Origin of the sequence: Nonomuraea zeae (genome assembly GCF_005889725.1) — a bacterium.
Classification (GTDB): Bacteria; Actinomycetota; Actinomycetes; order Streptosporangiales; family Streptosporangiaceae; genus Nonomuraea; species Nonomuraea zeae.
Genome location: NZ_VCKX01000003.1, coordinates 79,377 through 93,719, shown reverse-complemented (window position 1 = coordinate 93,719; position 14,343 = coordinate 79,377). Strand labels below are relative to the sequence as shown.

At 70.4% G+C, this 14,343-nt stretch carries 10 protein-coding genes; 5 read left to right on the top strand and 5 right to left on the bottom strand.

Translation table 11 applies throughout. The annotated features are described in order from the left end of the window. Nucleotides 1-41: 41 nt before the first annotated feature. From ETD85_RS01835 to ETD85_RS01820, 4 genes are all read left to right on the top strand, one after another. Entirely contained in the window at nucleotides 42-593 is a 552-nt protein-coding gene (locus tag ETD85_RS01835; RefSeq protein ID WP_138687801.1) for an NADPH-dependent FMN reductase, read from the top strand. A gap of 99 nt (nucleotides 594-692) precedes the next feature. After that, on the top strand, nucleotides 693-1,313 hold the full coding sequence (locus tag ETD85_RS01830; protein WP_138687800.1) for a hypothetical protein: 621 nt from the start codon (nucleotides 693-695) through the stop codon (nucleotides 1,311-1,313). Between the two features lie 137 nt (nucleotides 1,314-1,450). Then, on the top strand, nucleotides 1,451-2,950 hold the full coding sequence (locus ETD85_RS01825; RefSeq protein ID WP_138687799.1) for a M28 family peptidase: 1,500 nt from the start codon (nucleotides 1,451-1,453) through the stop codon (nucleotides 2,948-2,950). A gap of 59 nt (nucleotides 2,951-3,009) precedes the next feature. Further along, nucleotides 3,010-4,392, top strand: coding sequence for a M20/M25/M40 family metallo-hydrolase (locus ETD85_RS01820; RefSeq protein WP_138687798.1), 1,383 nt, complete (start codon nucleotides 3,010-3,012; stop codon nucleotides 4,390-4,392). 37 nt (nucleotides 4,393-4,429) lie between these two features. Here ETD85_RS01820 and ETD85_RS01815 read toward each other — a convergent pair whose 3' ends face one another. Together ETD85_RS01815 and ETD85_RS01810 are read right to left on the bottom strand one after the other, a co-directional pair. Further along, nucleotides 4,430-5,938, bottom strand: a complete 1,509-nt coding sequence (locus ETD85_RS01815; protein ID WP_138687797.1) for a M28 family metallopeptidase — start codon at nucleotides 5,936-5,938, stop codon at nucleotides 4,430-4,432. Nucleotides 5,939-6,056: 118 nt separating this feature from the next. After that, nucleotides 6,057-7,004 carry a DNA polymerase domain-containing protein gene (locus ETD85_RS01810; RefSeq protein ID WP_240778765.1) on the bottom strand — a complete coding sequence of 316 codons (948 nt, stop codon included), beginning with the start codon at nucleotides 7,002-7,004 and terminating at the stop codon, nucleotides 6,057-6,059. 52 nt (nucleotides 7,005-7,056) lie between these two features. Here ETD85_RS01810 and ETD85_RS01805 point away from each other — a divergent pair, with 52 nt between their 5' ends. Beyond that, the gene (locus ETD85_RS01805) at nucleotides 7,057-7,671 is read left to right on the top strand and encodes a histidine phosphatase family protein (protein ID WP_206058024.1); all 615 of its coding nucleotides are present in this window, start codon (nucleotides 7,057-7,059) and stop codon (nucleotides 7,669-7,671) included. A gap of 96 nt (nucleotides 7,672-7,767) precedes the next feature. Here ETD85_RS01805 and ETD85_RS01800 read toward each other — a convergent pair whose 3' ends face one another. The 3 genes from ETD85_RS01800 to ETD85_RS01790 all read right to left on the bottom strand — a co-directional run bounded on the left by ETD85_RS01800 (nucleotide 7,768) and on the right by ETD85_RS01790 (nucleotide 14,117). Continuing rightward, a complete protein-coding gene (locus ETD85_RS01800) occupies nucleotides 7,768-9,882 on the bottom strand; it encodes a carbon starvation CstA family protein (protein WP_138687794.1) in 2,115 nt (704 codons plus the stop codon). Between the two features lie 22 nt (nucleotides 9,883-9,904). Beyond that, on the bottom strand, nucleotides 9,905-10,222 hold the full coding sequence (locus ETD85_RS01795) for a hypothetical protein (RefSeq protein WP_138687793.1): 318 nt from the start codon (nucleotides 10,220-10,222) through the stop codon (nucleotides 9,905-9,907). A 193-nt stretch (nucleotides 10,223-10,415) separates the two neighbouring features. After that, entirely contained in the window at nucleotides 10,416-14,117 is a 3,702-nt protein-coding gene (locus ETD85_RS01790) for a S8 family serine peptidase (RefSeq protein WP_170246461.1), read from the bottom strand. Between the last annotated feature and the right edge of the window lie 226 nt (nucleotides 14,118-14,343).

Here is a 14,343-nt window from a genome sequence, read left to right as displayed (position 1 = left end):
TCCCTACGGTGGTTCGCGTAACCAATTGAGGGAGCATTCGCATGCTGAAGATAGGCATCATCCTGGGCAGCACCCGTCCCGGCCGCAACGGCGAGGCGGTGGCGCACTGGGTCCGCGATCTGGCGGTCAAACGAGGCGACGCCGAGTACGAGCTCGTCGATCTGAAGGACTACAACCTGGGCAACCTGGACGAGCCCGAGCACCCCGCCATGGGCAACTACCAGCACGAGCACACCAAGCGCTGGTCGGCCAAGATCTCGACGCTGGACGCGTTCGTGATCGTGACCCCCGAGTACAACAACTCCTACCCCGGGGCGCTCAAGAACGCCATCGACTTCCTGTACGCGGAATGGACCAACAAGGCGGCCGGCTTCGTCGGGTATGGCGTGGACGGGGCGCCCCGGGCGATCTCGCACCTGCGACACGTCCTGGGCCTGCTCAGCGTGGCCACCGTGTCGAACCAGGTCGGGCTGTCGATCCACACCGACTTCGCCGACGGTTTCAAGCCCGCCGCCCCCCACGAGGACCGGCTGAACGCCGTCCTCGACCAGGTCCTCGCCTGGGGCTCCGCCCTGCGCCCGCTCAGGGGCTGAGCCTGCGGCGGGCTCCTCGTACGATCTCCACGGCTTGACCTTGACGCGACGTCAACGTGTCTACTCGGAGGTGATCAAGCAGAAGGAGGGGGAGGCCCGATGGTCAGAGCGGTGCTGCGGATCGTGGGATTCGAGCTCAAAGGCTTCATCGCCATCGGGCTGTGGGCCGTGCGCCGCCGTCACGGCGTCCCGCCGGGCGCGATCGCCGGGACCTACGCCAAGGAACAGGCGTTCATGCTCACCCTGATGCTGTTCGCCATGGCCGTCGAGACGGTGGTCCTCGACCTGTTGCTGGTCGCGGTCGAGGTCCCGGCGGCGGTGCGCTACGCGGTGCTGATCGCCGACGTGTACGGCCTGCTGTTCGGGGTCATGCTCGCCGCCGCGTGCGTCACCCGGCCGCACGTCGTCACCGGGGACGAGCTGCGCATCAGGTACGGCGTCTACTTCGACCTGCGCATCCGCCGCGACCGGATCGCCTCCGTGCGCGGCAGCGGCGGCTACGACGGCAGCAGGATGGTCTCCGTCGAGGACGGCCGGCTGTCCGTGGCGGTCGCCTCGCGGACGAACGTGACGGTCGAGCTGACCGAGCCCATCACCTTCGTCCGACCGCTGGGCGGGCGCGCCGAGGCGAGCACGGTCCGGTTCTTCGCCGACCAGCCGGAGACCGTCGTGGCCGCGCTCCGGGCGAACCAGGGCGACGGGCTGCCCGCGCGGTCGTAGCGCGAACCAGGCCGGGAACGGCAGATCCCTAGGCGAACCCCTTTTGCGGGGTTACGTTCCATACAGCACCATCTCGGGATCTTCCACCCTCGACCTCGGATGGAGGCGCCGCCATGCCGCTCACCTGGAGTAAAGGCATGAGATCACCTCTCGTCGCGGCGATCGCAACCCTCTCCTTAACCATGGCTGCCGTCCTGCCGGGCATACCCGCCCAGGCCGCCGCAGCACCCGACATCTCCCTCGCCAACGTCAAAGCCCACCTGTCCCAGCTCCAGTCCATCGCCACCGCCAACGGCGGCACCCGGGCGCACGGCCGGCCCGGTTACCTGGCCTCGGCGAACTACGTCAAAGGCCAGCTCGACGCCGCCGGGTTCAGCACCACCCTCCAGTCGTTCACCTACAACGGCGCCACCGGCTACAACGTCATTGCCGACTGGCCGGGCGGCGATCCCAACGACATCCTGATGACCGGCGCGCACCTCGACAGCGTCACCGCGGGCCCCGGCATCAACGACAACGGCTCGGGCAGCGCGGCCATCCTGGAGACCGCGCTCGAAGTGGCCCGCCAGTCGCTCCAGCCGGCCAAGCACCTGCGCTTCGCCTGGTGGGGCGCGGAGGAGCTGGGGCTGCGCGGCTCGCAGTTCTACGTGAACAACCTGCCGGCCGCCGAGCGGGCGAAGATCAAGGGTTATCTGAACTTCGACATGGTCGGCTCACCGAACGCCGGATATTTCGTCTATGACGGCGACAATTCCGACGGCACCGGCTCTGGTCCCGGCCCGGCCGGCTCCGCGGCGCTGGAGCAGACCATCCAGGACTACTTCACCTCGATCGGCGTCCCGACCAGGGGCACCGACTTCGACGGCCGCTCCGACTACGGCCCCTTCATCGCCGTGGGGATCCCGGCGGGCGGCACGTTCACCGGCGCGGAAGGCATCAAGTCCTCCGCCCAGGCCACGTTGTGGGGCGGCACGGCGGGACAGGCGTTCGACGTCTGCTACCACCGCGCCTGCGACACGACGACCAACATCAACGACACCGCGCTGAACAGGAACGCCGACGCGATCGCCTACGCGGTGTGGACGATCGCCACCGCCGTACCGCCGGTCGTGGTCTGGCAGGACACGTTCGAGACCGCGAACGGCTGGACCGTCAACCCGGGCGGGACCGACACCGCCACCACGGGGCAGTGGGAGCGCGGCGACCCGGAGGCCACCACCTCCAGCGGCGCCAAGCAGCTCGGCACCACCGTGAGCGGCACGAACGACCTGGTCACCGGCAGACTGGCGGGCACCTCGGCGGGCGCGTTCGACCTGGACGGCGGCGTCAGCTCGATCCAGTCGCCGCCGATCACGCTGCCCACGGGCACACTGAACCTGTCGCTGTCGTGGTACCTGGCACACGGCTCGAACTCCTCCAGCGCCGACTACCTGCGCGTCCGCGTGGTCGGCAGCACCACCGCGACCGTGTTCCAGCAGCTCGGAGCGGCCACCGACCGCGACGGCTCCTGGGCGGCGACGACCGTCGGCCTGAGCTCCTTCGCCGGCCAGACGGTCCGCATCCTCATCGACGCGGCCGACGCCTCAGGCGCCTCTCTCGTCGAGGCCGGCGTGGACGACGTCAAGATCACCAGATAGCTCCCTCCGCGGGCCCGGCCTTCGTGGCCGGGTCCGCCATACCTTCGTGGAGCCGTGCCATGGCACATCAGTCATCCTCCCGTGCTCGGAAGCTGGCCCTGCCCTTCCTCGCCGCCGTCCTGCTCGCCGGGGTGCTGACCCCGGCCGCCGAGGCCGTCGCCCCACGCGACCGGGAGATCGAGAAGATGGTCCAGCAGGTCGACGCGCGCAACCTGGGGCGGATCATCGCCAAGCTGGCGTCGTTCGGAACCAGGCACACGCTGTCCAGCCAGGACGACCCCGTACGCGGCATCGGCGCCGCCAGGGACTGGATCTACGACGAGTTCTCCAGGATCGCCGCCACCTCGGGCGGGCGGATGACCGTGGAGAAGCAGTCGTTCGTCCAGCCCGTCTCGCCGCGCGTCCCCGTCCCCACGGTGATCACGAACGTGGTCGCCACGCTGCGCGGCACCCAGGACGCCTCCGCCGGCCGCACGTACGTCGTCAGCGGCCACTACGACTCCCGCTGCACCGACGTCATGAACGCCGCCTGCGACGCCCCCGGCAGCGACGACGACGCCTCGGGCGTGGCGGTCTCCATCGAGGCCGCGCGGGTCATGGCGACCCGCGCGTTCGACGCCACCGTGGTCTTCATGGCCGTCGCGGGCGAGGAACAGGGCCTGTACGGCTCCGCGTACTACGCCCAGCAGGCCAAGCAGAACAACGTCGACATCCAGGGCATGTTCACCAACGACATCGTGGGCAGCGCCGACGGCGAGAACGGCCGGGACCCGAAGGCCGTCCGCGTCTTCTCGGAGGGCGTGCCCACCTCGGAGACCCCGGCCCAGGCCGCGGTCCGCCAGTCCGTCGGCGGCGAGAACGACGGCGTCTCCCGCCAGCTCGCCCGCTTCGTCAACGAGACCGCCCGGCAGTACGTGCCGTCGTTCGACGCCCGCATGTACTACCGCAGGGACCGCTATCTGCGCGGCGGCGACCAGATCCCGTTCCTCCAGCAGGGCTACGCCGCCGTACGCTTCACCGAGGTGCACGAGGACTACCGCCACCAGCACCAGGACGTACGGGTGGAGAACGGCGTCCAGTACGGAGACCTGCTGGACTATGTCGAGAACGACTACGTGGCCCGCGTGACGCAGGTGAACCTGGCCGCGCTGGCCGCCCTCGCCCGCGCTCCCCGCTCCCCCGGCCGGGCAGCCATCGTCACCAGCCGCCTCACGAACGACACCGACCTGCGCTGGGACGCCAACCCCGAGCCCGACGTCGCCGGTTACGAGGTGCTCTGGCGGGACACGACCGAGCCATCGTGGACGCACTCGCGCCTGGTCGGCGACGTGACGTCGTACACGGTGGCGGGGTTGTCGAAGGACAACTTCCAGTTCGGCGTGCGGGCGGTGGACAGGCAGGGCCACCGCAGCCCGGTGAGCTATCCCACGCCCGCGAGCTGAGGATGCGGGGCCGCGGCGGCGGCCCCGCATCGCATCGTCAGCTCACGCTCTCCACCGCCTGGGCGGTGGCGGCCCGCTGGGCCGCCGCCGTCCGCGGCGGGATGGAGCTCAGGTTGAAGGCGTACCTGGCGACGGAGTCGGCGATCGCGTCGGCGTCCACGTCCAGCGCGGTCGCGTTGATGTTGGCGATCGTGTCGCACGCCTGGTGGTAGCAGACGTCGTACGCGACCCCGGCCGTGCCGCCGAACAGGGCCGCTTCCTCGGCCGTCTTGATGCCCTCAGCACCGGTGAAGATGCCGCCCGACGGGATGCCGACCGCGATGAACGGGCCGTAGTCGGAGCGGCCGTCGAAGTCGGTGCCCACGGTGGGCAGGTCACGGGTGCCGTAGAAGGCGTTGAGCTGCTGCTCGATCTCGGCGGATCCGGGCGGGCCCGCCGGCGAGCCGACGCCGTCCGAGTTGTCGCCGTCGTAGAGCTTGTAGGCGTAGTTGGGCGAGGCCACCATGTCGAAGTTCAGGTAGACCTTGATCCGGTCGCGCTGTGCCTGGGACAGGGACTCGACGTACTGGTCGGAGCCGAGCAGGCCGATCTCCTCGCCGGCCCAGAAGGCGAAGCGGACCTTGTTCTTGACCGGGTAGAGCGCCATCTCCTCGGCGACTTCGAGGATGGAGGCGGTGCCCGAGCCGTTGTCGTTGATGCCGGGCCCGGCGGGGACGCTGTCGAGGTGCGCGCCGGCCATCACGACGTTACGCGGGTCGCCGAAGCGGGACTCCGCGATGACGTTGTCGTTGGTGCCGAGCACGAGCGTCGAGTCGACCTTGAGCCGGACCGTCGCGCCGGCCGTGGCGGCCAGCTCGTTGCCCACGGCGAAGTCGGCGAACACCATCGGCACGCCGGCCCGCCACTCGCCGATGTCCAGCGGGAACGCGTCGGTCCGTCCCGGCTGGCCCTCGTTGAAGACGATGATCCCGGAGGCTCCCGCGATTCCCGCGTTGCGGATCTTCAGCGCGAAGGCGCAGGTGCCGCGCTGGATCAGGGCGATCCGGCCGGCCACGAACCCGGCGAAGTCCGACGCCTCGCAGCCACTGGTCGAGGTGGGCGTCGGGGTCGGCGGCAGCGTCAGGTCCACGCCCTGGACCTGCGCGGTCACGTCACCGGCCGGTGACGGCTGGAAGGTGAAGAAGTCCTCGTTCGGCACGAACGTCTTCGCGGACGGCGCCGTGAGGTTCAGCGTGGGCGGGCTGTTCTCGGTCCAGCTCTCGACGAAGTTGATCGGCTGGAGCGTGACCTTGTAGCCGGCCTTGCGCAACTTGCCTGCCACGTAGTCGCGGGAGGCGTTGTAGCCGGGCGTGCCCGCGGCGCGGGTGCCGCCGTTCGCGGTGGCGATGGCCTGCAGGGCGTCCAGGTGCTTCTTGACGTTCGAGCCCTTGACCTGCTTGACGAGCAGCTTGGCGAAGAGGTCGTCCAGCCCTCCCGCGTGGGCGGGTGCGGCCATGGCCATGGGTAAGGCGAGTGCTGTGATCAGTGCGATGACGATTCTGCGCATGAAGGGTTCCCCCTAGTGAACAGGAATACGAAAATTCCCCCGAGTCGCTAACGGAACGTAACCCGCCCAGGTATCGCTGGGAAGACCCACTAATGCGTCAAAATCCGGACATAGTTGGCTACTCGGCCCGCCGAGCGCGGGCGCGGCGCTTGCCCTCGTGCATCGCCTGCACGCGGGCGATCGGGATCGTGTGCCCCTCTTCGACCAGGTCAGCGGGCAGCCGCTGCGGCTCCGGCATCAGCTCGGCCCACGGGTCCGCGCCCTTGAGCAGCCCGGCCGCGGTGTGCACGGTGAAGTCGGCCGGCGCGACCCGGTCGAGGTCGTCCCACGGCACGGGGAAGGACACCGGGGCCCCCGGGCGCACGCGCGGGCTGTAGGCGGCCACCACGGTGGCGCCGCCCGCGCGGGTGGAGTCGAGGAAGACCTTGCCCGCGCGGTCCTCGCGGATGAACGCCGTCGTGGCCAGCGCCGGATCCAACCGCTCCGCGCGGGCGGCCACGGCACGCGTGGCCGCGGCCAGGTCCTCCACCGGGATGCCCGCCACCACGGGGACGAACACGTGCACGCCCTTGGCCCCGCTGGTCTTCACCGCGCCCGCCAGCCCGGCGTCGTCCAGTGCCCGGCGGACCAGGAACGCGCCCCGCACGGCCAGCGAGAAGGCCTCGCTGCCGTCGGGCGGGTCGAGATCGAGCACCATGTGGGTGAAGTGGTCGCCGGCGAACAGCGCCGGGTGGTATTCCACCGCCCGCTGGTTGGCGAACCACAGCAGGGTCTTGCGGTCGTCGCACAGCGCGTACGTCACCTGCCTGTGTGACGCCTCGGCCCAGAGGGAGACCGACCTGATCCACTCGGGGGCGTATTTCGGCAGGTTCTTCTGCATGAACGGCTGCTGCCCCGGACGTACGCGGAGCACCGAGAGCGCCCGGCCGCGCAGCACGGGGATGATGCGGTCGCTGACCTGGTCGAGGTAGTCGACCAGATCGCGCTTGGTCGCGCCCGCCCCGTCGAACAGCGGCTGGTCGAGGTTGGTCAGCGCAACCCCGTCACGTGTCTCTTCGCTGGCCACCCGCCCTACGATGCCTATACGCCCAATCCAGGTCAACACTATCGGGAGCACCATGACTCGGAACCTCTACCTCACCCGCCACGGCGAGGCCGCGCCGGACGGCAGCGGGCTGAGCGAGAACGGCCGCCGGCAGGCCGCGCTGCTCGGCGAGCGACTCCGCGGCGTTCCGTTCACCGCCGTCCACCACGGCCCGCTCCCCCGCGCCGCCGAGACCGCCCGCCTGATCGGCGAGCGGCTGCCCGGCGTGCCGTTGCGCGAGTCGGAGGTCGCCGGCGACTACGTCCCGTACGTGCCGGACAAGGAGGAGCTGGCCCCGGAGCACGCCGACCGCCTGCTCCGCTTCCTCAGCCAGACCACCGAGGAGGAGGCCGTCCAGGGGGCGGCGCTCGCCCGCGAGGCCCTGGAGCTGTTCACCGGTCCCGCCGGCGAGACGACCAGGCATGAGCTGGTCGTCACGCACAACTTCCTGATCGGCTGGCTCGTCCGGGCCGCCATGGACGCCCCGGCGTGGCGCTGGCTCGGCCTCAACCACTGCAACGCCGCGCTCACGGTCATCCGCTACACGCCCGACCGGCCGGCGTCCGTGCTGTTCTACAACGACATGTCGCACCTGCCGGCCGACCTCCGCTGGACGGGCTTCCCGCCCGAGCTACGCCCGGAGTCCTAGCCGAGACCCGCGCCGGTCACAATGAGCGGCTGGAGTACGTCGGCCGGGTGCCCGCCCCGCCGCTCGACCGCGCCGCCCGGGTGACGGACCGGGACGCTAGGGGCTCTTCGACATCAGCTCGCGCTCCTCGCGGGTCGGAATGAGCCCGGCCGGGGCGAGGATCTTCGACTCCTCGAACGGCGCCTCCGTGCTCGGCAGCGGCTCCCTGGCCCGGATCGCCTTCGTCCATACGCGGGCCGCGTCCAGGATCACCACGATGATCAGCACCGCGAACAGGGCGGCCAGGATGCCGTCCACGGTGGAGTTGACGACGATCTGCTGCATCGCGTCCGGCGTCTTGGCAGGCGCGAGCAGTTTCCCCTGGTCGAGCGCGGCCTGGTAGCGGTCACGCTGGGCGAAGAAGCCGAGCGTCGGCTCGGTCGAGAACACCTTCTGGTAGCTGGCCGTCAGCGTGACCGCCACGTCCCAGGCCAGCGGCACTCCCGTCACCCAGGCCCATTTGAGCCGCCCGCTCTTGATCAGCGCCGTCGTGGCAACGGTGAGCGCCACCGCGGCGAGCAGCTGGTTGGCGATGCCGAAGAGCGGGAAGAGCTGGTTGATCCCGCCGAGCGGGTCGTTGACGCCCTGGTAGAGGAAGTAGCCCCAGGCCGCAACGACGACGGCGCTGGCGGCGATCAGCCCGGGCCACCAGCTCACCCGGCCGATCGGCTTCCACAGGTTGCCGAGCGTGTCCTGCAGCATGAACCGGCCCACCCGCGTCCCCGCGTCCACGGTGGTGAGGATGAACAGCGCCTCGAACATGATCGCGAAGTGGTACCAGAACGCCTGCAGCCCCGCGCCCCCGATGAACCCGGAGAAGATCTGCGAGATGCCCACGGCCAGCGTGGGCGCGCCGCCCGTGCGCGCGATCAGCGTCTGTTCCTGTACGGCCGCCGCCGCGGCCTGCAACTGCTCCGGTGTGATCACGAAGCCCATGTTGGCGACCGCCTGGGAGGCGGTCTCCACGGTGGCCCCGACGACGCCCGCGGGTGAGTTCATGGCGAAGTAGAGCCCGGGGCTCAGGACGCAGGCCGCGGTGATGGCCATGACGGCGACGAACGACTCCATGAGCATGGAGCCGTAGCCGATCATCCGGACCTGGCTCTCCTTCTGGATCATCTTCGGCGTCGTGCCGGAGGAGATCAGCGAGTGGAACCCCGACAGCGCCCCGCACGCGATGATGATGAACACGAACGGGAACAGCGACCCGGCGAAGACCGGCCCCTTGCCGTTGAAGGCGAAGTCGGTGAAGGCCGTGGTCCGCAGCGGAGGCATCGTGACGGCGATCCCGATGGCGATCAGCACGATGGTGCCGATCTTCATGAACGTCGACAGGTAGTCGCGCGGCGCGAGCAGCATCCACACCGGCAGCACCGCGGCGACGAACCCGTACGCGATCAGCCACAGCGCCAGCGCGGACGGGCTCAGCGTGAAGAACGGCGCCCAGCTCGACTCCTGCACCCAGCCGCCGGCCACGATCGACAGCAGCAGCAGCGCGACCCCGATCACGGTGGTCTCGATGACCTTGCCGGGCCGGATCACCCGCAGGTAGAAGCCCATGAACAGGGCGATGGGGATGGTCATGGCGATGGAGAAGACGCCCCACGGCGACTGGGCCAGCGCGTTGACCACGACCAGCGCCAGCACGGCCAGCAGAATGATCATGATGGCGAAGACCGCGATGAGCGCCGCCGCCCCGCCGACCGGCCCGATCTCCTCGCGGGCCATCTGCCCGAGGCTCCTGCCGTTGCGCCGCATCGAGAAGAACAGGATCACCATGTCCTGCACGGCGCCGGCGAAGATGACCCCGGCGATGATCCAGATGGTGCCGGGCAGGTAGCCCATCTGGGCCGCCAGCACGGGCCCGACCAGCGGCCCCGCCCCGGCGATGGCGGCGAAGTGGTGGCCGAACAGGATCCGGCGGTCGGTCGGCTGGTAGTCGATGCCGTTGTCGAGCCGCTCGGCCGGCGTGGCCCTGCGGTCGTCCGCGCGCAGCACCTTGCGCACGATGAATCTGGCGTAGAACCGGTAGGCGATGGCGTACGAGCCGAGGGCGGCACACAGCAGCCACACCGCGTTGACGTTCTCGCCCCTGGACAGGGCGAGGACTCCCCACCCCACGGCACCGACGAGAGCGACCGCCGTCCAGATGATGATGGAACGCAGCTTCACCGGTTACCTCCCATATATCGGGCTATACAGGGCGCCCCAGGCAACAACGCAGTCCGGCGTCCGGGGGCAGATCGGTGGTGAACCGCCGCCAGCGCCAGAGCGGACGGCAGTCGATCGTGACGGGAAGCTCGGCGAGATGCACCCAGGCGACCGGATGGGCGTAGACCAGATCGGTCCCGAGCCTGCGCGCGCGCCTGGGCAGTCGCGAGCGGCGCAGCGGCCGGACCGAGAACTCGCCCGCGTCGGCGCAGCAGAGTCCGGTCACATGCCAGTCGAAGAACACCACTTCTTCGTCGTGCAGCGCTTCACGGGCGGCGGGGGTGAGTGTGATAGGGGACATCTGGCGCTCCTGAATAACAGGTAGCTCAGAAATTAACGTCGGCCTTACCCGCTGCGGTGGTCCGCGAAACGCGAGATTCCACACAGCGGAGCGCCCCTGGCTCGGGAGTGAGCCAGGGGCGCCGCTTCAGATTCAACCGAGAAGGGTCACCGCTTCCGCCGTCACCGCTTCCGCGGTTCGACGGACACGGCCGTCATCGCTTCCACGGCTCGACGTACGCGACCGTCGCGAAGTCGATCTCCAGCGCGTCCGGCGGGAGCCCGCCGGTCGCGCTCGATCCGGTCACGAAGATCCGCACCCCGCCGCCGGCGACCGCGTCCACGGCCAGCGCGTGGGCGCTGTCGCGCGCGCCCACCGCGCCGTCGTAGCGGCCGAGCCAGGTCTGCTCGCCGCCGGCGGCGTCGTACGCGATCGTCACGAAGTCGCTGCCCTTGTCGGCGTCGTCGGTGCTCTCGCCGGTGACCAGCACCTTGCTGCCGTCGGGGGTCACGGCGACGTCCCAGGCCCAGTCCTCGTTGTTCGCCGCACCGCCGTAGCGCTGCACCCAGGCCCGCTGCCCCGTGGCGGCGTCGAAGGCGATCGTGGTGTAGTCGGACCCCGTCCCCTCGCCGCTGGTGTTGCCGGTCACGTACACCTTGCCGCCGTCGGGCGAGAGGGTGATGTCGTGCGGGGTGTCGCTGGTGTGCGCGGGGCCGTCGTAGACGTCCGCCCAGATCTCCTTCCCGGTGGCCGTGTCGTAGGCGATCGTGACGACGTCGCTCTGCGTGCCCTTGTTCGCGTCGGAGCCGGTGACGAACACCGTCCTGCCGTCCGCGCCGACCGTCATGCCGGAGGGGATGTCGATGCCCTTGTCCGTGCCGTTGTGGCCGGCGGCCCAGAGCTGCTCGCCGGTGCCGGCGTCGTAGGCCACGGTGGCCCACTCGGTCAGCCCGGTGCCGGCGACGCCCGAGCCCTGGCCGGTGACGAACACCTTCGACCCGTCCGGCGTCACCCCGATCTCCCGCGCGTCGTCGGTGCCGCCTCCCGGTCCCGCGTACTGCTTCAGCCACGCCTGCCGGCCGTCGGCCGCGTCGTAGGCGACCGTGAAGTAGTCGGCCTCGCCGTCGGCCACCGTGGTCATGCCGGTGGCGTAGACGCTCTTCCCGTCGGCGCTGACCGCGACCGCGCTGACGTGGTCGGAGGCCTCGCCCGCACCGGTGTAGCGCGCGACCCAGAGCTCCTCGCCCGTGGCCGTGTCGTACGCGATGGTCACCCCGTCGCCGCCGGTGCCCGTGCCGGTGCTCGTGCCGACGACGTAGAGCTTGCCGCCGTCGGGGCTGACCGCGATGGCGGCGGGCTCGTCGAAGGACCCGCCGGGGCCCACGTACGTCTTGCTCCACAGCTGCGCGCCGGTCGCCGGGTCGTAGGCGACGGTGGCGATCTGCGGGCTGAGCAGGCCGGGCCGGTTGCCGAAGCTGGCGCCGGTCGCGAAGAGCCGCTCGCCCTTGGGGTCGAGCGCGGTGAACTCGGCCGAGTCGTTGCCGCCCGCCGCGCCGTACGTGGCCGCCCACTTCTCCGGCGTCGGCCGGACGGTGACGGGCACGCGTACGGTGTGCCTGCCGTCCTTCCAGGTGAGCTGGCCGCCCTGGTAGACGTTCATGGGGGCGGTGGTCTGCGTGAGCGAGACCGTGAACGACTTCGTCTGGCCCGGCCGCAGGGTGAGCCGGCTCGGGCTGACCTTGGCCGTGATCCCGCTCAGGCCGGTGAGCGAGGACTTGTAGGTGGCGGTCGAGCGGCCCACGTTCGTCACCGACCGGGTGATCGTCTGCGTGCCGGGCAGGCGGCCGACCGCGATCGATGGGCCGTTCAGGTCGCTCGCGTCGAACGTGTAGCCCTTCTTCGCCAGCAGGTCGCAGACCTTCTGCTCGACGCCCTTGGTCGTGCCGCAGAGGAAGGCGATCCAGTCCCTGATGCCGCTGTCGTAGACGAGGCCGGGGTCGGCCGAGCTGTTCGGGGTGACGTGGCCGGCGCCCTGGCCGAAGATCACCGCGGGGTCGGTGCCCGGCCCGTCCAGCACGTCGCGGCCGGTCGTCATCAGCGCGGACTTGACCGCCATCGGCGACCAGTCGGGGTGCAGGTCCTTCAGCAGGGCGGCCAGCCCCGCGACGTGCGGCGCCGCCATCGAGGTGCCGCTGGAGAGGTTGAACTCCAGGCCGTTGTTGCCCGCCGGCGCGGTCGCCGCCAGGATGTCCTGCCCGGGAGCGGTCAGGTCGGGCTTCAGCACGTCGCCGCCGCCCGCGCTCAGCGGCCCGCGGGAGGAGAACTCCGCCACGTAGGGAGCGGGGGCGTCGCCGGTGATCTTCGCCTGCTCGATCGTGGCCGTCGCGCCGCCGGTGGCCGCGTAGTCCTTGACGGCCTGCCGGTCCTTGACGGCGAGGTGCACGGTGGGGATGGAGTGCAGGTCGGTGTTGAGGGAGCTCTCGTCCACGTTGGCCAGGATCAGGCCGATGCCGCCCGCCTCCCCGACCGCGATGCTCTTGTTCACGCGCGGCGTCTCGCCGCGGTCACAGACGACGATCTTGCCCTTGACCTTCTCCGGGTCGAGCACGGGCTTGCCGCCGTTGTCCCTGGCGGCGTAGCACTGCGCCACGCGCGTGGGGTCCGCGCCAGCCAGCCCTGCCGCCGTGGAGTCGATGAGGGGCGCCGGGCCCGCCTTGGTCGCCAGCGAGGCCCCGCTGTAGGCGGCGCCGTTCCCGAGGGTCACCGAGCCCGCGGTGGCGCGGTTGTGCGTGCCCGCGGCGACCGTGGTGATCCACGGGGACGGGTGCGCGACCGTGCCCGCGGCCGGGCCGCTGTTGCCGCCCGCCGCCGAGACGAACACGCCGGCCTCGGCCGCGGCCAGGAACGCCATCTCCACCGGGTCGAGGAAGTCGGTGCTCGTGCCCGAGACGGAGTAGTTGATGACGTCCACGCCGTCGGCCACCGCCTGGTCGATGGCGGCGACCAGGTCCGAGTTGTAGCCGTTGGCGGTGGAGGCGTCCTGGGCGGACCAGAGCGCCTTGTAGGCGGCGATCCGGGCGCGCGGCGCGATGCCGCTGATCGCCCCGAACACCGCGGACGCCCCGGTCGCCGGCACGTTGTGGTTGCCGCCCGCCGTCGAGGCCGTGTGGCTGCCGTGCCCGTTGTAGTCGCGCGGGGACAGGAACTCCCACGGCATCTGTTCCTTGATCGCCGCGTCACCGCCCCACGCGGTGTTGAAGTGCTGGGCCGAGACGAGCTTGCCGTTGCACAGGTCCGTGGTCCAGGAGGAGTCGGCGCCGGCCGGGCACGTGCCGTGGAAGCCGCGTACCGGGTGGTACTTCTTCCCGGTCATGTCGGGGTCGGCGAAGCTCTTGCCGGGCCAGATGCCGCTGTCGATCACGCCGATGACGAGCCCGTCGCCCGCGCCCTTGTTGCCCGTGGGGCCGCCGAGCTGCTGCCATAATCCGCCGCGCTGGTCGAGACCGAGGAACGACGGCGTCGACGACGTCTGCAGCGACACCTTCCGGTCCTCGGCCACAGCCACGACCTCGGGCAGCGCCCGCATTTGGGCGGCCTGCGCCTTTGTCAGCCTGGCGGCGAAGCCCTCGTAGGAATAGACGTACTCGTAGAGCTTCTTGCCGCCGCCGACCTTCCTGAGCGCCGCGTCGTGCCGGCCGCGTACGTGGTCGACGTATTTCGTCACCTCGGCCGAGCGGGGGTCGATCTTCTCGCCCCGCTTCGGCTTCGTCTCCGCCAGCCCGGCCACGTCGCCTTCATAGGTCACGACGGGGTCGAGGGCCATCTGCACAATGTAGGTCTTCTGTTCCTCCGGAGCCGGCTCGGCCAGGGCCGGACCGCCCGGCCAGGCGACCGAGGTCAGCATCAGCCCCGTCAAGGCCGCTGTCGTCGACAGGCGTCTGCGGGTTCTCCCAGGAGATTCGGACAGGTCCATCGTTGCCCCTCAATGCATCGCCGCTGATCAAGCGGACGATCGCTGAGGCTAATGAGGACCGTACGTAGGGGGCATCCGTACCGAATACGGATTTTTGGGCGGCACTAACCGCGAGTTGGGGATCCGGTAATCTGATCGTGCCGATATGCCACCATCGCGCAGGCAGGGG

Excerpts from the sequence above, each read along its gene's own strand:
- ETD85_RS01835 (WP_138687801.1), top strand. The coding sequence starts at position 42 with ATGCTGAAGATAGGCATCATCCTGGGCAGCACCCGTCCCGGCCGCAAC.
- ETD85_RS01830 (WP_138687800.1), top strand. The coding sequence starts at position 693 with ATGGTCAGAGCGGTGCTGCGGATCGTGGGATTCGAGCTCAAAGGCTTC.
- ETD85_RS01825 (WP_138687799.1), top strand. The coding sequence starts at position 1,451 with ATGAGATCACCTCTCGTCGCGGCGATCGCAACCCTCTCCTTAACCATG.
- ETD85_RS01820 (WP_138687798.1), top strand. The coding sequence starts at position 3,010 with ATGGCACATCAGTCATCCTCCCGTGCTCGGAAGCTGGCCCTGCCCTTC.
- ETD85_RS01815 (WP_138687797.1), bottom strand. The coding sequence starts at position 5,938 with ATGCGCAGAATCGTCATCGCACTGATCACAGCACTCGCCTTACCCATG.
- ETD85_RS01805 (WP_206058024.1), top strand. The coding sequence starts at position 7,057 with ATGACTCGGAACCTCTACCTCACCCGCCACGGCGAGGCCGCGCCGGAC.
- ETD85_RS01795 (WP_138687793.1), bottom strand. The coding sequence starts at position 10,222 with ATGTCCCCTATCACACTCACCCCCGCCGCCCGTGAAGCGCTGCACGAC.